General features: G+C 45.6%; 17 protein-coding genes. 6 read left to right on the top strand and 11 right to left on the bottom strand.

From position 1 onward, the window contains the following. Position 1: 1 nt before the first annotated feature. The 3 genes from C1A02_RS08045 to C1A02_RS08030 form a co-directional block, all read right to left on the bottom strand. Positions 2 to 961 (bottom strand): PhoH family protein, encoded by a 960-nt coding sequence (locus C1A02_RS08045; RefSeq protein WP_101697699.1) that lies wholly within the window; start codon positions 959 to 961, stop codon positions 2 to 4. Between the two features lie 348 nt (positions 962 to 1,309). After that, positions 1,310 to 2,500: a sporulation protein YqfD gene (locus C1A02_RS08035; protein WP_101697697.1), complete on the bottom strand. Its 1,191-nt coding sequence runs from the start codon at positions 2,498 to 2,500 to the stop codon at positions 1,310 to 1,312. Positions 2,501 to 2,509: 9 nt separating this feature from the next. Further along, positions 2,510 to 2,767: a YabP/YqfC family sporulation protein gene (locus C1A02_RS08030; protein ID WP_101697696.1), complete on the bottom strand. Its 258-nt coding sequence runs from the start codon at positions 2,765 to 2,767 to the stop codon at positions 2,510 to 2,512. A 101-nt stretch (positions 2,768 to 2,868) separates the two neighbouring features. Here C1A02_RS08030 and C1A02_RS08025 point away from each other — a divergent pair, with 101 nt between their 5' ends. The 3 genes from C1A02_RS08025 (at position 2,869) to C1A02_RS08015 (ending at position 5,100) form a co-directional block, all read left to right on the top strand. Next, positions 2,869 to 4,002 carry a nucleoside recognition domain-containing protein gene (locus C1A02_RS08025; RefSeq protein ID WP_101697695.1) on the top strand — a complete coding sequence of 378 codons (1,134 nt, stop codon included), beginning with the start codon at positions 2,869 to 2,871 and terminating at the stop codon, positions 4,000 to 4,002. 70 nt (positions 4,003 to 4,072) lie between these two features. Then, positions 4,073 to 4,297, top strand: coding sequence for a hypothetical protein (locus C1A02_RS08020; protein WP_101697694.1), 225 nt, complete (start codon positions 4,073 to 4,075; stop codon positions 4,295 to 4,297). 347 nt (positions 4,298 to 4,644) lie between these two features. After that, a complete protein-coding gene (locus C1A02_RS08015; protein ID WP_129588151.1) occupies positions 4,645 to 5,100 on the top strand; it encodes an HAAS signaling domain-containing protein in 456 nt (151 codons plus the stop codon). 176 nt (positions 5,101 to 5,276) lie between these two features. Here C1A02_RS08015 and C1A02_RS08010 read toward each other — a convergent pair whose 3' ends face one another. From C1A02_RS08010 to C1A02_RS07975, 7 genes are all read right to left on the bottom strand, one after another. Continuing rightward, the gene (locus tag C1A02_RS08010; RefSeq protein WP_370737798.1) at positions 5,277 to 5,951 is read right to left on the bottom strand and encodes an amino acid ABC transporter permease; all 675 of its coding nucleotides are present in this window, start codon (positions 5,949 to 5,951) and stop codon (positions 5,277 to 5,279) included. Then, positions 5,952 to 6,707 (bottom strand): amino acid ABC transporter permease, encoded by a 756-nt coding sequence (locus C1A02_RS08005; protein WP_101697692.1) that lies wholly within the window; start codon positions 6,705 to 6,707, stop codon positions 5,952 to 5,954. Positions 6,708 to 6,772: 65 nt separating this feature from the next. Beyond that, positions 6,773 to 7,612: a transporter substrate-binding domain-containing protein gene (locus C1A02_RS08000; RefSeq protein ID WP_101697691.1), complete on the bottom strand. Its 840-nt coding sequence runs from the start codon at positions 7,610 to 7,612 to the stop codon at positions 6,773 to 6,775. A 65-nt stretch (positions 7,613 to 7,677) separates the two neighbouring features. Then, a complete protein-coding gene (locus C1A02_RS07995; protein ID WP_101697690.1) occupies positions 7,678 to 8,400 on the bottom strand; it encodes an amino acid ABC transporter ATP-binding protein in 723 nt (240 codons plus the stop codon). 665 nt (positions 8,401 to 9,065) lie between these two features. Next, positions 9,066 to 9,587: a phage holin family protein gene (locus tag C1A02_RS07985; RefSeq protein ID WP_101697688.1), complete on the bottom strand. Its 522-nt coding sequence runs from the start codon at positions 9,585 to 9,587 to the stop codon at positions 9,066 to 9,068. 24 nt (positions 9,588 to 9,611) lie between these two features. Continuing rightward, on the bottom strand, positions 9,612 to 10,493 hold the full coding sequence (locus C1A02_RS07980) for a glycoside hydrolase family 25 protein (RefSeq protein WP_101697687.1): 882 nt from the start codon (positions 10,491 to 10,493) through the stop codon (positions 9,612 to 9,614). Between the two features lie 95 nt (positions 10,494 to 10,588). Further along, positions 10,589 to 11,743, bottom strand: a complete 1,155-nt coding sequence (locus C1A02_RS07975) for an amidohydrolase (RefSeq protein ID WP_101697686.1) — start codon at positions 11,741 to 11,743, stop codon at positions 10,589 to 10,591. A 299-nt stretch (positions 11,744 to 12,042) separates the two neighbouring features. Here C1A02_RS07975 and C1A02_RS07970 point away from each other — a divergent pair, with 299 nt between their 5' ends. From C1A02_RS07970 to C1A02_RS07960, 3 genes are all read left to right on the top strand, one after another. Beyond that, the gene (locus C1A02_RS07970; protein ID WP_101698006.1) at positions 12,043 to 12,981 is read left to right on the top strand and encodes an AEC family transporter; all 939 of its coding nucleotides are present in this window, start codon (positions 12,043 to 12,045) and stop codon (positions 12,979 to 12,981) included. Positions 12,982 to 13,184: 203 nt separating this feature from the next. Further along, positions 13,185 to 13,913 (top strand): TraX family protein, encoded by a 729-nt coding sequence (locus tag C1A02_RS07965; protein WP_101697685.1) that lies wholly within the window; start codon positions 13,185 to 13,187, stop codon positions 13,911 to 13,913. 33 nt (positions 13,914 to 13,946) lie between these two features. Continuing rightward, positions 13,947 to 14,615, top strand: a complete 669-nt coding sequence (locus tag C1A02_RS07960; RefSeq protein ID WP_101697684.1) for a redox-sensing transcriptional repressor Rex — start codon at positions 13,947 to 13,949, stop codon at positions 14,613 to 14,615. 199 nt (positions 14,616 to 14,814) lie between these two features. Here the strand turns inward: C1A02_RS07960 and C1A02_RS07955 are convergent, their stop codons facing one another. Continuing rightward, on the bottom strand, positions 14,815 to 15,507 hold the full coding sequence (locus C1A02_RS07955) for a GntR family transcriptional regulator (RefSeq protein WP_101697683.1): 693 nt from the start codon (positions 15,505 to 15,507) through the stop codon (positions 14,815 to 14,817). Positions 15,508 to 15,522: the final 15 nt, after the last annotated feature.

Raw genomic sequence — 15,522 nt, 5'->3', positions numbered from 1 at the left:
GTTAACGCCTGCTCTCTTCGTTCTTTTCATAAGCCTTAATAATGTCCTGTACCAAGCGGTGGCGGACAACATCCTTGTCACTGAATCTGACTTGTGCAATATCGTCTATGTTTCTTAAAATCTTCATAACATCCTTCAGTCCGGAACGCCTTCCGTCCGGCAAATCGATCTGAGTAATGTCACCTGTAATGACCATTTTGGAATTAAAACCAAGCCGGGTGAGGAACATTTTCATCTGTTCCGGCGTGGTATTCTGCGCCTCATCCAAAATGATGAAGCTGTCGTCCAGCGTTCTGCCGCGCATATATGCCAGAGGAGCCACTTCAATATTTCCCCGCTCCAAATATTTCTGATAGGTTTCCGCGCCCAGCATATCAAACAGCGCATCGTACAAAGGCCGAAGGTAAGGGTCTACCTTCTGCTGCAAATCGCCGGGTAAAAAGCCCAGCTTTTCCCCGGCTTCCACGGCCGGCCGGGTGAGAATAATCCGGTTCACTTCCTGTGAGCGGAATGCTGTAACCGCCATGGCAACCGCCAAATATGTTTTTCCGGTACCGGCAGGCCCCACACCAATGGTAATGGTATTCTGCCGAATCTGATTGCAGTAATTTTTTTGGCCCAATGTTTTAGGCTTGACGGGCTTTCCTTTTGAGGTGATACAAATACAGTCACCGGCCAAGGTTTCAATTTTTTCTTCGCTTCCGTCATTCACAAGAGAGATGCAGTACCGCACATTTTGATCGCTCAGTGCTTCCCCCCGGTTAATCAGGGACAGAAGGCTTTCAATCACGCGCACTGCCTTGCCAACATTTTCTGCCTCACCCGACACCTTTATTTCCGCTCCGCGGCCCACAATGCTGACCTGATACTCTTTTTCCACCAGCTTAATATTTTCGTCAAAGCTGCCAAAAAGAGCAACGGCCTGCTCCATACGGTCTATATTAATGCGTTGTTCAAACATCATTTCACCTTTTGTTTTATCTGCATTTTGTGTTATTATCACAATTTTGAAACAGCCTTACCAGAAAACCGTTTTCTTGGGAACACCGGATTCGTGCCTCGATTCCATAGTTTCACACACAAAGAAGAACCGCTTTTCTTCCCGGGTGAGACACTGGGAACAAGGGGGGCCAAAAGCCCGCAGTCTTTTGACAGCAAATCCACCACAGCGCAAAAGCAAAAACCTTGTTTCCGTTTTTCGGCGCAAAAAGCCCCGATTTTGCACACGCCGTGAGGTTATTATAACATTATTTGCAGTTTTCGTCATTAGAAATACAACAAAAATTCAATGAAATTATTCACAAAATTTCTAGGATTTAAACGGTATTTCTGATTCAACCGCAATATTTTCTTCGCAGCGGCAATATAAGGTCAAACGATAGGTTCCGCCTTCTATTTTACCCGACTGATTAGAAGAAAGGATTTTCACTTCTTTCCACTGCTCTTTTTTCAGTTCTTCCAGTTTTTGTTCGGCCTGTTCTTTGGCCTGCTGTTCTGTCAAAACAATTTCCTCTTCGCTTTGTTCTGTCCATACCTCTGTATAAACCGAAATGGGCAAATCGCCTGTTCTTCCTTTCAGTATCTCCCGATTTGCCTCTTTTACATATTCTCCTTTGGGTGTGCCTGTTAAAGACAGCGGAAGCTCTAATCCAAAAATCCGCGCGCTTCGCCGAACCACCTGTTTGCCGGTGGGTTTCAGAACCGTCTGTTTCAGGGGGATGTCTACGACCAGACTTTGTTCCGTTTCGGCTATAATCTGCCCCGTCGAACGCATCATGCGGGTCTGACCTGCTTCATTTTCCGCAATTCCGCTGACCAGAAGCTGCCCCTTCACCACCGCGTCCCCCACTTTCACCTGAGAGGCTCCACTTTTGACTTCCATACGAAGCACCTGCCCGGAAGCAGACGCCTTTAAATTGCTGACGATTTCTTTCCCGATGGTTTCCGGCTGTTTAATTTGCTCTTCCAAAGCGATTTCTATGGTGCAGCCTTTCGTGTTAACCGACAGCCATGACACATCCGGGAATTCCAGCATTAGTCTTCTTTGCAGTTCCTGATAGTCCAGTCGGCTTTTTAAAGAGCCTGGCGACAAGCCCAAATCCTGTGCAGCTGCTGTAATTTTATCCGTGGGGATGGTTTTATTTCCGGTTACCTGAACGCTCCACACATACATTGAGAACACATGCAGCATCACCATGAAGACAACCATTCCCACCAAAAGCCCCTTGCGTGCGGTAACCTTCTTCCACGAAAAGGGAAACCCATGCCTTTGCTGCACTTTTAGGCGCACCCCAGCCTTTCGAGCCAGAAAGCGAAGTTCCGGATACCTGCCCACAGCTACCGCCGCAGTGAAGAACTCTTCCGACCGCCCGATTTTCCACAGACCCACGCCATTTTTAGCGCACAGGTTTAAAAAGCGTTCACACGCCCCTTTCCTGCGCGGCTTGATTTGAAAATCTACCCATCCTAAAAGCCAGCGAACAAAAGCAATTGAAAACATTGTCACACCTCATGTGATAAATTCCAGCCCGGTCAAATACCCTTCTACCACCAGAGAATCTGCCGTCAGGCATTTGATTTTGATATCGCGCCCTGTAAAGCGCACACTCATCTTTCCCGCCCTGACACGCACTGTGTCTTCACCGTATTCCAAAACGCCGCCACAGCCTTCTAAAACCGCTTCGCGGTTGCCTTTAATCTCCAGCCGAAAGCCGCTGAGCAGCGAAGAGGGCGGAGTGCTTACCGCGCCCAGTATATTTTTTTTCACCGTCGCACCTCATCCCGTTCTTTTGTCTTTCTTCCTTAAACTTATGCGCTGCGTGATATAAAAATCACCTGGATTCATATACATTATTTGAGGTGAAGCTTATGCATTCCAATAAAATTGTCTCTGCGGTGTTTGCCGCTGCCTTTGGGGCAGGGCTTTTGTTTTTGCCTGCCGTATCAGCCCAAGGCGCCATGACAGGACTTCAGTACTGTCTGCTGATTTTGGTTCCGTCCTTATTTCCGTTTATGGCTCTTTCTACTTATCTGGTCAAATCGGGAATCTCTGATTCTTTGGGCAAAGCATTGGGGCCGATTACCCGGCTGTTATTTCGTCTGCCCGGATGCGCCGCCGCCACTATTTTGATGAGCATGGTTGGCGGATTCCCGGTCGGCGCCCGGGGGATTGCCGCTTTGCACCAACAAGGCAGCATTACAGACCGGGAAGCAGGCCGAATGATTTCGTTCTGCGTCAACGCGGGGCCGGCGTTCGTCATCACCGTGGTCGGCGTTGGGATGCTTGGCAATATTTCCGCAGGAGTAGTGCTTCTGTGCGCCCAGCTGGCCGCCTCTGTTTTGTTGGGAATTATTTTAGGGTTTTTAGATAAAACTCCCGTTTTCAGCACAGCCGTACCCCAAGCAAAGAAGAGCCAATCACCACTGATTGACTCTACTGTGGATGCCGCCCGGGGCACCATGAATTTATGTGCCTTTGTCATTTTGTTTTCGGTATTGATCGCTTTGCTGCGGGAAACCGGAATCGCCGGCGTGCTGGCTCATTTTTTACTGCGGTTCGGGCTGCCCCCGGCGGTATGCGGTTCTGCAATTTCCGTTCTGATGGAAGTAACCGGTGGCTGCTTTGACATTGCCGTTCTGGGCGGAAGCGGAGTGCTGTTTGCCTTTGCCATGGGTTGGGGTGGATTGTGCGTTCATTTTCAGGTGCTGTCTTCTGTCACCAAAATCCCCTTCTCCCGTTCCCGCTTCTTTTTTCACCAGCTGATCAAAGGCTGTTTTTCCGCATTCTTTGCCATTGTTCTGTTCCAGTTCTTTCCGCAAGCAGCTCCTGTTTTCCAGAATACGTCAGAGGCCCTGAGCGGAAAACTTTCCGGCAGTCCGGCAGCCGCCGGAGCATTGGTAGCGCTTTGCATCGTTCTGCTTTGCTCTGTGGGGGCAGAAAAACTGGAATTTAAGAAAAAATCGTGCTATAATAAAAACAAAAGCAACGCTTTTAACGGCTGAAAGAACAGGAAAAGCACGCTGCGAAAATTGTCCGCAGCCGCAAAGACCCAAAAAATCGGAGGAGACCACGGTGTTTTTCAAGAAAAAGAAGAAAAAATTATTTGGAAATCAAATCGAAGTAAACTGCTGTTATTGCAGCCAGAATACCGGCACTGAGGAAGATCCCATTTGTGCCGGCGGAAGGCAGCTGGAAAAAGACGGTTCCTGTCCCCGTTTTTCGTATGATCCGCTGATGCGCACCCCCCGGGCACTTCCCCCACTGCGGGAATATGAAGCGGAAGATTTCACGCTGTAATACATAAACACATCGCCGGTATGGTATTTATCACCTGAGATGAAAAACTTGATTGCAAAAGCCCCAACCGCAGAAAACGAAACTGCGATTGGGGCTTGTTTTTTTGAGATGATATAAAAACATTCGTAATAAAACGGAAGAACCACACAATGATATACACAAATAAAACAAGACACTACAGTAAAAAAACCATCATATATTTTATATTCTTCACAAAAATTAACGCTATTAATTGACTAATTATTACAATTGTGCTTTAATAATAAAAGAAAAAGGGAAATACTGTCAGTTTTGAAAACGGACTCAATCAACACATAAAATTTCGGCATTCTGAAAATAAGGAGGAAATGATGAAAGAGGAATACATTCGTCAGGTGGAGCAGAATCTTCCGACCGAACTGCAAAAAATAATCGCAGAGGAATTAAATCAAATATTTGATTCCGCAATGAAACACGGAGAAACCACCGAACAGACAATTGATCGGCTGGGGCCCGCTGAAAAATACGCGAAAAAAGCACAGGCGAAATTCAAAAGCACACCAGATCTTTCCCAAATAAAAAAGCGCAGAAAGACATGGGCTTTTCTGTTTTATGGAATTGCGATTTTATGTTTCGCCGCAATGATTGTAGTTCAGCTTCCGCCTCCCATTCCAGACGATGTGATTGGTTACGATGACGGCCCCACTTCGATTGTGGTTTCTTCTTCTCTCTTTCGTTGGCTGGATGTTCTATTGGCAGCAGGATGCGCTTCTCTGGCCGCTGCGGTCATTCAAACCATCCGTGTGCTTCGGCAGCCAAAATAGTATGGCTAGTATGGCGAAAACAACCGACAAATGAATCCCTGCCATTTTTGGCTGGTTTTTTTGTAATTTAAGTGTATCCAAAAGAAAGAAGACTCTCGGCTTTTCGCTGAGAGTCTTTTTTCTTTTGGAATGAAAATCGCCGCATATAAGGGTAATCCCCCATACCCCAAAGGGAATTACACCTTTGCCAAAACCGGTTTTTGACCGGAATTGTTTTTGGAATTCTGCCAGCGAACAATGCCTGACAGTGTAAAATTGATAATGAAATAAACAGCCGCCATACAGGCAAACAAAGTGAAAACTTGCTGAGAAGAAGCAAAACGCCCCATCAAAATCATACCCTTGCCGGTAAAATCTTCTATTGCCACTGCCCACAGGAAAGAAGTATCCTTCACCACGGTAATTACCTGTGACAAAAGGGAAGGCACAATATTTTTAAAGCACTGGGGAATAACGATCAACGTCAAAGTTTGAAAAAAACCAAATCCTTGAGAATAGGCCGCTTCAAACTGCCCTTTCTGAACGGCGTTTAATCCGCCCCGCACAATTTCTGCCATAATTGCAGAGGTAAAGATGGTTAGGGACAAAATTCCGGAATAAAACGCAGGGATCGGAACCAAAAAACGAATGGCTAAAATCCAAAGAATCAAAGGCGTATTGCGAAATGTTTCAATATAAACTGCCGCCAGCCGCCCGGCAATCCCTTTGTTATAGTTGCGAACCAAACCAAGAATCGTTCCAAAGAAAAGAGAAAGCGTGACGGTAATCACCGCAATCAAAAGTGTGGTTTGCAAACCGGACAACAAAAACCGAACATTGTCAGCGGTAAAAATGCTTTGCAGAAATTCCATTTAGGCCGCCCCTTTCTTGCTGATGGCCGGAGAACCAATCCAAAATACTTTTTTCTCCTTTTGAGGCATCACACTGGTCTGCACATCATGATTTTTCAGTTTCTGCTCATAATTGCGCGCCCAAGTGGCCAGCGGGAAGCACATAAGGAAATACAGCAGTCCGGTTGTCACATAGGCCGGGCCATAATACAGCTGGCTGCTGGCCCAGGAATCTGCCCGGTACATCAAATCACCGCCGGCGATCATAGCCAAAACAGACGTGTTTTTGATGAGGTTCACTGCCTGATTGGTCAGCGGCGGCAAAACGATTTTCACCGTCTGAGGCAAAACAATATACCGCATCGCCTGCAAATGAGTAAATCCCTGACTTTTGGCTGCTTCCATCTGCCCCACCGGAATAGACTGGATTCCGGCTCTGACAACCTCACTGATATAAGCACCGGTATAAACGCCCACACCAACTACACCGATGGTGAATTTATCCATCATAATGCCCAGAAGGGGCAAACCGTTATAGAGAAAAAAGATTTGGATGACCAACGGAATATTCTGCATAAACTCCACATAAACCCGGCTGATCCCTTTCAGCGGACGGGCTTTTGAAGAGGAAAACATACCGAAGACAACACCCAATAGTAAGGCAAGTGTCAACGCCAGCACAGCAATTGCCAATGTTGTCAAAAATCCCTGTGCGAAAATTTGCCAGTCACCCAACAGTCTTCCCCATTTATCCAAAGAAAAAGGTGAACTTTTCATCCTCTATCCCTGCCTTTCTATAAGAATTGTCTGCGGGTGTTTTCCACCCGCCCGATTACCGAAAATCAGTTAAGACCCCATTTTGCAATCATCTGATCCAACTCGCCGCTGGCTTTTAAGGAATTAACGATGCCGTTGACATACTCTGCCAAGTCCTTGTTATCCAGCTTGCTGGTTACACCATACTCCTGGGGTGAATATTTTTCGTCCAGAATCACAGTGGTATCATCCACATAACCGCTCAAAATAGAGCCATCCACCGAGAAACACTGTACTCGGCCGGAATCCAGCGCGGCTTTGATTTCAGGATATGTGGCATACTCATCAAACTTAATCTTAATTCCATCTTTGTCTGCGGCCTCCTGAATGGCTTTCATCGAAGTCGCGCTTTGTGCCACCCCGATGGTTTTTCCATCCAGACCCTTCAGATCGGTAATACCGGAAGCTTTTTTCACCATCAGCTTTACCGCATCGGAATAATAAGGATCCGAGAAATTATAGGTCTTTTTGCGCTCTTCGGTAATGGTAAAGGTGGCAATCACCAAATCAATTTCACCGTTATCAAGAAGCGGGCCGCGTGTTTTGGCGGTAACCGCCTGTGTTTGCAGCTTGCTTTCATCGCCCAGCAAATCCTTTGCAATCACTTTTGCCAGATCAATTTCAAACCCTTCCACTTCACCGGTAGCCGTATTTTTCAATCCGAAATTCGGTACGTCCACCTTAACACCGACTTTTAAAACGCCGGCCGCTTTGATTTTATCCAGCGTCGGAGTAGAGGAAGCAGATGCTGCGTCAGATCCTTGGCCTTCTGCCGCAGAAGAAACAGGGGCGGTGCCGGAACAAGCCGTCAGAGCCAGCATAGATACGGCGAGCAGCGCCGCACAGGCCTTTTTGAATGTTTTCATGATATTCTCTCCTTCATTTCTGTAATCAATCGATCGTCATTTTAAACGGTCGATAAAGAAACGCATTATTTTAAAATCTTGCTAAGAAAGGCTTTTGTCCGGTCGCTGGTGGGGTTTTGGAAGAAATGTTCCGGTTCCCCTTCTTCCAAAATGGTTCCTTGATCCATAAAGATAATCCGGTCGGCCACCTGGCGGGCAAACCCCATTTCGTGGGTAACCACCACCATGGTGATATTGATTTTGGACAATCGAATCATAACGTCTAAAACCTCTTGTACCGTTTCCGGATCCAAAGCGCTGGTGGGTTCATCAAACAGAATAATTTTCTGCTTGGTGGCCAGCGCGCGGGCAATGGCAACTCTTTGCTGCTGTCCGCCGCTCAAGGTTGTGGGGTAAACATTTGCCTTATCCCGAAGGCCAACCACATCTAAGTATTCATAGGCAATTTCTTCTGCTTCTTGTTTCGAAAGCTTTTGCAGCTTAATGGGCGCCAGCGTAATATTTTGAAGCACCGTCATATGCGGATACAGGTTAAATTGCTGAAACACCATCGCGCAGTTTTTGCGCACCATTTCATTTTTATTTTGAGCCGTCAGCTCTGTTCCGTCTATAAAAACTTTTCCGGATGTAGGCTCTTCCAAAAAATTCATACAACGAACCATCGTGCTTTTTCCGGAACCAGAAGGACCGATTACCACCAATTTTTCCCCCTCGTTCACAGTAAGGCTAATATCCCTGAGCACCTCAAGCTCCCCAAAATTTTTACAGACACGATCCAGTTTAATCATGTTGTTCCCTCCCGTCTGTGCGTTCCATCGAAAATCATGATAAAAGAAACAGGAATCCTAAGGCAGCGCAAATGCGTTCCCTTGAATTTGAAATTATTAGTTTTAAATCCTGCATTTCGATTTGCAGATATCATACTCTGTTGATTTTAAAATGTCAACCAATCACTTTTTGAGTTTTTGAGTTAAATTGAAGTAAAATTAATTTATTTTGAGTTTTTCGACTGATTTATTCCTTAGTTATTATAAATTACTTCTAAATTCTATTTGCATTGTGAAATTTATTTCTCTGTTTTTTAAGAAAATTAAAATATTGATTTTTACCCATTTATGAAATTATTTATTTATAATATTTCAAAAATATAATTTTTGTTCTGAAAACTCACGGTGAGTTTGATAATATCGCCACCAAACCATCTTTTTTCAGTCGCACGTCTATTCAGCAAACTGTTTTTTCAGTAAATGAAACGTTACAAAGGAATCCACCGCAAAGAAAACCGGACATTTCCAAATAAAAAAGAACGTTTTCCTTGCCGCTCAGGCAAAAACGGAACAGCTGGTTCAAATATCTAAAAAATGTATATAGAAAAATGCCCTCGGAATATCCGAGGGCATTTTTCAAGGCCTTTCCGCCGCTTTTTGCGGCGGAGCAAACCATTGCCGGCCATCTATTTTTTCTGTTCTTCAAGAAAATCTTCTTGTTTTTCTAAAGCACTCTCTTCTTGTCCCAAAAAATCTTCTTCTTTTGCCAAGGTGTTTCCTTCCTCTTCTGCACACTGCTGAATTCCCTGCAGCATCCGCACTAAAAACGGCGGCAGCTTAACACCGATTGCCTGAATGTTTTCCAAAATACTGAGCAGCTCGTTGGTAATCAGCCATACCGCAACCAGCGACGCCACCGCGAACTGAAACGTCGTCTGCTGTATACCCACCTGATTACCGGCATACAGCAACAGCCAGTCTACAATCGCCCCAACGCCGACCAAAAGCCACATACATACCTTTTTCACAATTCCCAGAATACTTCGGTAAGAGCTGAGCGGCTCCTTTCGATAAACGGAAGCGATCATTCCCGTGATATAGTCGGCAAGATTGGACAGAATCAAAAGATACATCGGCACAGCAAGAATTCCCAGCCAAGCAGACAATGCCGCAAACACAGTTGTTACAGCCGCCTTGATTTTATCCACACTCCCCTCCCCCTTTAAGCGGCATTAAAGCACATTAAAATTACATTGTGCGGTGTTATCCTCTGCCCGCACCTGAATATGCGCGTGGCGAATTGGGGGCTTTAGCGCCGTAATATCAATCAGCCATCCACGCCCACCGGCATCTAACCGCGGTTCTGATGCCCGTATGACATCCCGGCCGGTAACGGTTACCTCCGGTTTTGCCTCACACCGAGCCAAAACCGTGTAAATTTCGCCTGCAGTCATGTCTTTGCTTCGGGTATCCAAAGAAAGGCCCGACACCTGAGGCGGCTGAGAAGCCGTAAAGTTATTAAAACCACCTCTGCGGATAATGGTTGGATAGTCTTTAAAGGAAAGGTTCAGGTCGACATTTCCCGTTCCATTTTTCACACCGGGAACTCGTCCAGTTTCACTATACTGCCAAATAGATGCAGGGAAATCATTAGACATGGCGTGATGATATTGGGCAAGCCATAAATCAAACCGCTTAACCCGGTTCCAATCCAAGTGATTTCGCAGCACGTTCAGGTTTGCATAAACTGCCACATAATATCCTGCTTTTTCCACTTTGTCACACCAAGACACCACTAAATCTGTCAGTTTTTCTTTAGATAACCGCAAAATGGCGTCCTGCTCCACATCCAACGCAACGGGATATTCCAGCTTGCACCCTTTGATAACATTGAGGAAAAATTCTGCTTCTTTCTTTACTTCTTCCTCGGTTACCGCGTGCATCCAGTGATATGCTCCGGTATGCAGACCCGCCGCAGCCGCACCGCTTAGATTACGGCTCATACTTTTATCTGCCAGCGTATGCCCTTCGGTGGCCTTAACCATAGAAAAATCATACCCGGATTCCTTCACAAATTTCCAGTTTACAATTCCCGTCCCATTATATACATCAATCCCTTTTTTGTTGACATAATAACTCTCCTTTCCTTACTATTAGATGCAAAAAAAAGGAAACTTGCTCTTAATTCAGCAAGTTTTCCTAAATAAATTTATTCTGTTATTTTCGAATTTTTTATTCGCAACAATGCGGATTCCGCAAGAGCAACAAGATATTTCGCTGTGGGCTCTAAAACCCCGGGATCCACCCGAAAAGCCGGGTGATGCAACGGCGCCGAGTCTCCAATTCCAATTTGTATGTACACACTGGGCAGCAATGCTTGATAATACGCAAAATCTTCCCCGCCCATATACAGCTGAGAAGGAATTGCCGAAAGCCCCTGCCGCAAAGCAACCTGCCCGGCCAGCTTAGACCAACCGAAATCGTTTTGGGCGCTGGGCGGGCCTTCTATCCACTGAAAATCGGCCGCAACATCAAAAGCACTGCAAAGGTTCTGCGTTAAGTCCTGCATTCTTTGTGCAATTCGTTTGCGATCTTCTTGTGCTAACGTGCGCACCGTACCTTCCAGTTCCACCGAAGCAGGCAGTACATTCCAGGTGTTTCCGCCCTGAATGCGGGTCACACTGACTACCGCGGGAGAAAGGGGCGACAGATTTCGGCTCACCACTGTTTGCAGTGCGGTAACCAGCTGTGCGGCAGCCACAATAGAGTCCGAGCCTTTTTGCGGCTCGGCCCCATGGCTTCCTTTGCCCTGCAGCACAATTTGAAATCGATCCACCGCCGCAGTCACAGGCCCGGCGCTGACCGCTACCGTTCCCACCGGCACATTGACCACCCCGTGAATTCCAAACATCACAGAAACATCTTTCAGAACTCCGCTTTCTGTAATCAGCAAAGCACCCCGAGACGACTCTTCCCCCGGCTGAAACACAACTTTTACTGTGCCCTCCAGTTCCTCTCGCCGTTTGTGCAGCGCAATCGCAGCCCCCAAAGCCGCTGTGGTGTGAAAATCATGGCCGCAGGCATGCATCCGTCCTTCCCTCTCTGAGGAATAAGGAACCCCGCTTTCTTCCCCAATGGGCAAAGCATCGATATCGCCCCGCAAAGCCACTGTTTTCCCTGTTCTTTTCCCCCGTATCACCGCCACCAAACCGGTTCTCAGGGGAAGCGGCAGAATCTCCACTCCTGCCGCCTCTAAAATCTCTTTTATCTTTTCCGTTGTTTGATATTCTTCAAAAGAAAGCTCCGGATTACGGTGAAACCACTCAAAGTATTCCCGAAGCGAATTTTCTGTGTGTGCCGCCAAGAAAAAACTCCCCTTTCCAGCCCCATCTTGCTTTCGCCCATTACCCTATAATGTATATATGTATTTATAGCATTATGCATATCTTACCGATTTTGACCGGTTTTGTCAATCTTTCGAAAGAAAACCCATAGCAAAATTTGCGAATATTTCTGATTTGGCTATTTTTTTTGGTTTTTAATAACCATTGATATAGCCATTTGTCATCAAATATACTATACTTAAATTCAGGTAATTCATATTTAAGGAGGAAAGAATCATTTTCAACTGCTGAATTTGCTCTGAAAATGACGGAAAACACAATGGAAAATCTAATTTTGTCCGCAGAGGTAATTGCGCCCCTTTGTATCTTGATGGCCTTGGGCTACTTCATTAAGCAAAGGGGAATGGTTTGCGAAAAAACGGTAGAGCAAATGAACAATTTGGTCTTTCGTATTTTTCTTCCCACTATGTTGTTCTATAACGTTTATCAAACAGATTTAAGCATGGCAGTTCGTCCAAAGGTTTTAATATACGGCGTAATCGCCATGTTGTCCATGTACTTTTTATCCATCCTCATCGCAGTGTTTGCACTGAAAGACAACGCCCAGAGGGGCGCTGTGGCACAAGCTTCTTTTCGAAGCAACTTTGTCATATTCGGCCTTCCGGTTACCATATCGCTGTTTGGCCCTGAAAAAGCAGGCGTTACCGCACTGTTGATTGCGATTATTGTTCCTTTGTATAATCTGTTATCTGTAATTCTGTTAGAGGTTTTCCGGGGACAAAAGATACAGGTAAAACAGGTATTGTTAAAGATTGTAACAAACCCTCTTATTATAGGTGCCGTGCTGGCTCTGTTGTGCCTGTTTTTCCAACTCAGGCTTCCCAAAGCGGTGGAAGGAATCGTAAGTAACATTGCGGGAACGGCTACTCCGCTGGCACTGATTTCGCTGGGTGCATCCTTTTCTTTTGCGGACACAAAAACATACCGCAAGCAACTGGTTTTAGGCGTATTCAATAAGCTGCTGCTTTCCCCCATGCTGTTTGTGCCCATTGGCATTTACCTTGGCTTTCGCAATGAGGAACTCATCGCCCTGTTGGTCATGTTGGGCGCCCCCGCTGCGGTGTCTTCTTACACCATGGCGCAGCAAATGGGGTCAGATGGCAAACTGGCCGGGCAGCTGGTAGTTTATACCTCTATCTTTTCCATACTTACCATATTCTATTGGATCTTTGCACTCAAACAATTGAGCTATATCTAACAAAAACGGCCCCTCTGCCTTTTCGGGATTCCCCCTGCATATTTCGAAAGAAAAAGAAAAAAATATCAGGAAACAAAGCCCGAAACCACTGCAAGGCATTGACAAGCTCTTAATTATATTGCATAATAGATTTCACTTGTTTTTAGCACTTTAGCCATGAATTTAAAAGCAAGAAGCATAGATGCAGAAGGGAACGATCGGATGTGAAAGAAGGTTCCTCTCGGGGATTTTCCGCTTACTCCCTTAAGCTGATTGCCGCAGCCGCGATGTTGGCCGACCATTTTGCGTGGCTGTTTGTGCCAACCTATAGCACAGCGGGTCAAATCATACATATGATCGGGCGCATGACAATTCCTATTATGTGTTTTTTTATTGCAGAGGGGTATTACCATTCCCGCAGCCACCCAAAATACGCCGCACGTTTGGCGATTTTTGCAGTGATTTCTCAAATCCCATATCATTATTTTCGCACCGGAAATCTGAACTTTGCTTCTGCCCCGTTTCAGTTCAGTGTAATATTCACATTGCTGTGCAGTTTTCTGGCTTTGTGGCTTTGGGATAAAAAAGGGGCTCAACCGGTTGGTTGGCTGGGGTTATTTCTTTTGATGATCTTGTCCTCTATGGGGGATTGGTCCGTTTTCGCAGTACTGTTCACGTTGGCATTTGCCATGAACCGGGACAGCCGGAAAAGGCAAAGCTTATATTTTGCCATCATCGCTGTATCGGCAGCAAGTATTTTGGCAATTGAAACAGCACTGGGCGGCAAACCGCCTTGGGGCGGACTTTTTCAATTTGGGCTTTTATTGCCGCTTCCTCTATTGCTTTGTTACAATGGGGAACGCGGCGGATCAGATAACAGCAAGTGGTTTTTTTATGTATTTTACCCCTTGCACCTGATGATTTTAACTGTTTTGCATCAATTGATTGCTTGAGTAATTTATTTAAGACTTTTGGAGGTGACTGAAATGTCTAAACGGGAAAACGTTTCGATGTCTGTAATTCGGCGACTCCCGCGCTACTACCGATTCTTGACCCATTTAAAAAAGATAGGGATGACTCGTATTTCTTCTAAGGAGCTGTCAGAAAAAATGGGGCTGACTGCCTCTCAAATCCGTCAGGATTTAAACTGCTTTGGCGGATTCGGACAGCAGGGCTATGGCTACATTGTGGATCAACTGCAACGGGAAATCGCCGGGATTCTTGGCATTTGCAATTCTTATAAGGCGATTATGATCGGAGCCGGAAACATGGGTCAGGCACTGGCCATGCACATGTCGTTTACCACGCAGGGATTCCAACTGTGCGGAATTTTTGATAACTCCCCATCAAAAATCGGTACAGAAATCAATGGCATTACTATAACCGATATGCAGCTGCTGGAAGAATTCTGCGAAAGAGAAAAGCCTACGATGGCAATTCTATGTATTCCCCGGGAAAGTGCAGAAAAGCTGGCAGATCAGTTGTATGAATTTGGAATTAAAAATTTCTGGAATTTCAGCCATTATGACATTGCGATGAAATTCCCCGATACCATCGTGGAAAACGTCCACCTGAACGACAGTTTGATGACCTTATGCTATCGCATCTCAGATAATCAGCTGCCAAAAGATGAAACAACGGATCCCACTATTTAAAACGAAAAACAAAAGCTGTTCTGTTCGCACACGCGGACAAAACAGCTTTTTCTTTTGGCAAGACAGCGGCAGCAAAAACATTTTAATCGAATGAAATATTCAAAAAAGATAAAAACAAGATCAAAAGTCCCGGTTTTCAATGAAAACCAGGACTTTTTTGAATCAGATCCGCTTATACTCGCTGTTCTGAAAGAAAAACTTATTCTTTTGCGGCTCCGTTTTTTGCCTGCCGTTTCTTATCCAGAATCGCCTGTTCGGGCGGATGTTCCGGATAGAGAAAATTCTGCACACGGCTTTGACAATCCGTATCCCCGCAGTAATAAAGCACATCTCCATCGCACAGAACCGCATAGGGGCCGGGGGAAATCATCATCATCTCTCCCCTGCGGATCCCCAAAATCGTGGCCGTTGTATAATGCCAGAAGTTAATGTCGGAAATAGACAAGTTTAAATACGGTGTTTGCGTGGTGATTTCAATCTCAAAAGGAATAAAAGGATTAAATGCCTGGAACCGTTCTGTCCTGTCCAGAATTTCCGAAATACATTCGTTCATATGCTCCGTTTCCTTTTGCTGCCGTTCCAGACTCTCTAAAATGTTTTTTTTCAGATCGTAAATAGACTTGATGTCCATAAACTGCTGAACAAACTGAACGGCATTATCATAAGAGCGAATCACTACCCCGCTGCCTTTTACTACCGTTACAATCTCTAAATCAGACAACACGGAAATGGCACGGCGGGCTGTTTCGGAAGAAACACTGTACTGACTGGCAAGGGCGGAACGGGCGTAAAGCTTGTCTCCAACCTGATATCTCCGTTCCACAATCTTGGCCGCGATATCCGCCGCAATCTGTTGATATACCGGAGCGGACACCTTAATTTTATGTTCCATGGAATGCGATCCTTT

This window comes from Clostridium minihomine (assembly GCF_900240385.1).
Classification (GTDB): Bacteria; Bacillota; Clostridia; order Oscillospirales; family Acutalibacteraceae; genus Faecalispora; species Faecalispora minihomine.
The sequence above is the reverse complement of the archived record's forward strand: the minus strand, read 5'-3'. Positions and strand labels throughout refer to the sequence as shown.

What these genes read in the sequence shown, in the direction of transcription:
- C1A02_RS08045 (WP_101697699.1), bottom strand. Translation starts at nt 961, where the DNA reads ATGTTTGAACAACGCATTAATATAGACCGTATGGAGCAGGCCGTTGCT.
- C1A02_RS08035 (WP_101697697.1), bottom strand. Translation starts at nt 2,500, where the DNA reads ATGTTTTCAATTGCTTTTGTTCGCTGGCTTTTAGGATGGGTAGATTTT.
- C1A02_RS08025 (WP_101697695.1), top strand. Translation starts at nt 2,869, where the DNA reads ATGCATTCCAATAAAATTGTCTCTGCGGTGTTTGCCGCTGCCTTTGGG.
- C1A02_RS08015 (WP_129588151.1), top strand. Translation starts at nt 4,645, where the DNA reads ATGATGAAAGAGGAATACATTCGTCAGGTGGAGCAGAATCTTCCGACC.
- C1A02_RS08010 (WP_370737798.1), bottom strand. Translation starts at nt 5,951, where the DNA reads ATGGAATTTCTGCAAAGCATTTTTACCGCTGACAATGTTCGGTTTTTG.
- C1A02_RS08005 (WP_101697692.1), bottom strand. Translation starts at nt 6,707, where the DNA reads ATGAAAAGTTCACCTTTTTCTTTGGATAAATGGGGAAGACTGTTGGGT.
- C1A02_RS08000 (WP_101697691.1), bottom strand. Translation starts at nt 7,612, where the DNA reads ATGAAAACATTCAAAAAGGCCTGTGCGGCGCTGCTCGCCGTATCTATG.
- C1A02_RS07995 (WP_101697690.1), bottom strand. Translation starts at nt 8,400, where the DNA reads ATGATTAAACTGGATCGTGTCTGTAAAAATTTTGGGGAGCTTGAGGTG.
- C1A02_RS07970 (WP_101698006.1), top strand. Translation starts at nt 12,043, where the DNA reads ATGGAAAATCTAATTTTGTCCGCAGAGGTAATTGCGCCCCTTTGTATC.
- C1A02_RS07960 (WP_101697684.1), top strand. Translation starts at nt 13,947, where the DNA reads ATGTCTAAACGGGAAAACGTTTCGATGTCTGTAATTCGGCGACTCCCG.
- C1A02_RS07955 (WP_101697683.1), bottom strand. Translation starts at nt 15,507, where the DNA reads ATGGAACATAAAATTAAGGTGTCCGCTCCGGTATATCAACAGATTGCG.